At 72.9% G+C, this 1,221-nt stretch carries 1 protein-coding gene; it reads right to left on the reverse strand.

What is annotated here, in order from left to right; genetic code table 11:
- The coding region (locus tag ABZ646_RS46965; RefSeq protein WP_360534012.1) for a cyclic nucleotide-binding domain-containing protein at positions 1-875 on the reverse strand (875 nt) is incomplete at its 3' end.
- Positions 876-1,221 lie beyond the last annotated feature (346 nt).

Raw genomic sequence — 1,221 nt, forward strand, 5'->3', positions numbered from 1 at the left:
GGGACTCCATGCCCTCGACCGCGATCCCCTCGGCGATCTGGCTGGGTGTAGAGGTCGGCCACCCGGGAGTGGACGCGCAGCACGGTCTGGGCGACGCTCAGTTCGTACTCGCGCGGCGCCGGCTCGTAGTCGACGAAGGTGTGCGGGATGTCCGGCTCGCCGACATGGCCCGCGCTGAGTGCGACCTGGGCCTCGCCGAAGGCGTTGGTGTCCCGGTGCCCGTCGAGTCCCGCCGGCTCCACGTGCGCCCGCAGGCCGGCGTGTAGAGCCGCCACCTCCGCGTACGCCCGGTACGGCAGTTTCAGCACGGTGGTCGAGGTCGCGGCACGCGCCGTGAACTCCCAGGCGCCGTCCGGGCCGGCGAGCACCCGGCCGCCGAAGTGGTCGCCGTCCGTCAGCAGTCCGACGACCGCCTCGTCACCGTACGGGCCCTCGGTGATCCGCTCCACCTTGCCGTGCGCGATCAGGTGGACGTGGTCGGCGGGCCGTCCCGCCGTCACGATCACCTGTCCCGGCGCGTAGTCCCGCTGCTCGAACCGCGCCGCCAGGGCCTGGAGCGCGGTGCCGTCCTCGAAGCCGCGCAGCAGCGGCAGTTCCGCCAGCTCGGCGGGGATCACCTCGACCCGCGAGCCGGTCTGCACAAAGGTCACCCGGCCGTCCCCCACCCGGTAGGACAGCCGGCGGTTGACGCGGTACGTGCCGCCGGGCACCTCCACCCACGGCAGCGTCCGGGTCAGCCACCGCGAGCTGATCTCCTGCATCTGCGGTGCGGACTTGGTCGTCGTCGTGAGATTCCGTGCCGCCGCGGTACCGAGGCTCTGCTGCTCCCGCTCATCGGCGCCCGCGCCGGGCGCCGTACCGGTCTCGACCGACATGACTTTCCTTCTCTCCTGTCGCACGAGTGACGGAGTGAATGCGGACCGTCACCTTCCGCGGCTACCCCTACCCCTGGTCACCGGCGGTGAGTGATGCCAGGTGAGGGAGCGCGAGGCACGTGCCCCCGGGAACCGCCTCCGCACCACCCCTCCGTTCCACCCCCGTCACCCCCGACGGTGGTTTCCGCGACGCACGGCTCCAGGGCGAGCCGGTCAGGAGGCGTCGGGTGCGCAGCCGCGCAACCGGTCTCGGCGCACGGGACCCCCGACGCATGCCCCGGCGCCGATCGGGTACGGCGACGGCCCGCTCGACGTCGGAGTCCTGGCTGGGGGAGACGGCGTCCAC

This window comes from Streptomyces sp. NPDC007162 (assembly GCF_040634175.1).
GTDB lineage: Bacteria > Actinomycetota > Actinomycetes > Streptomycetales > Streptomycetaceae > Streptomyces.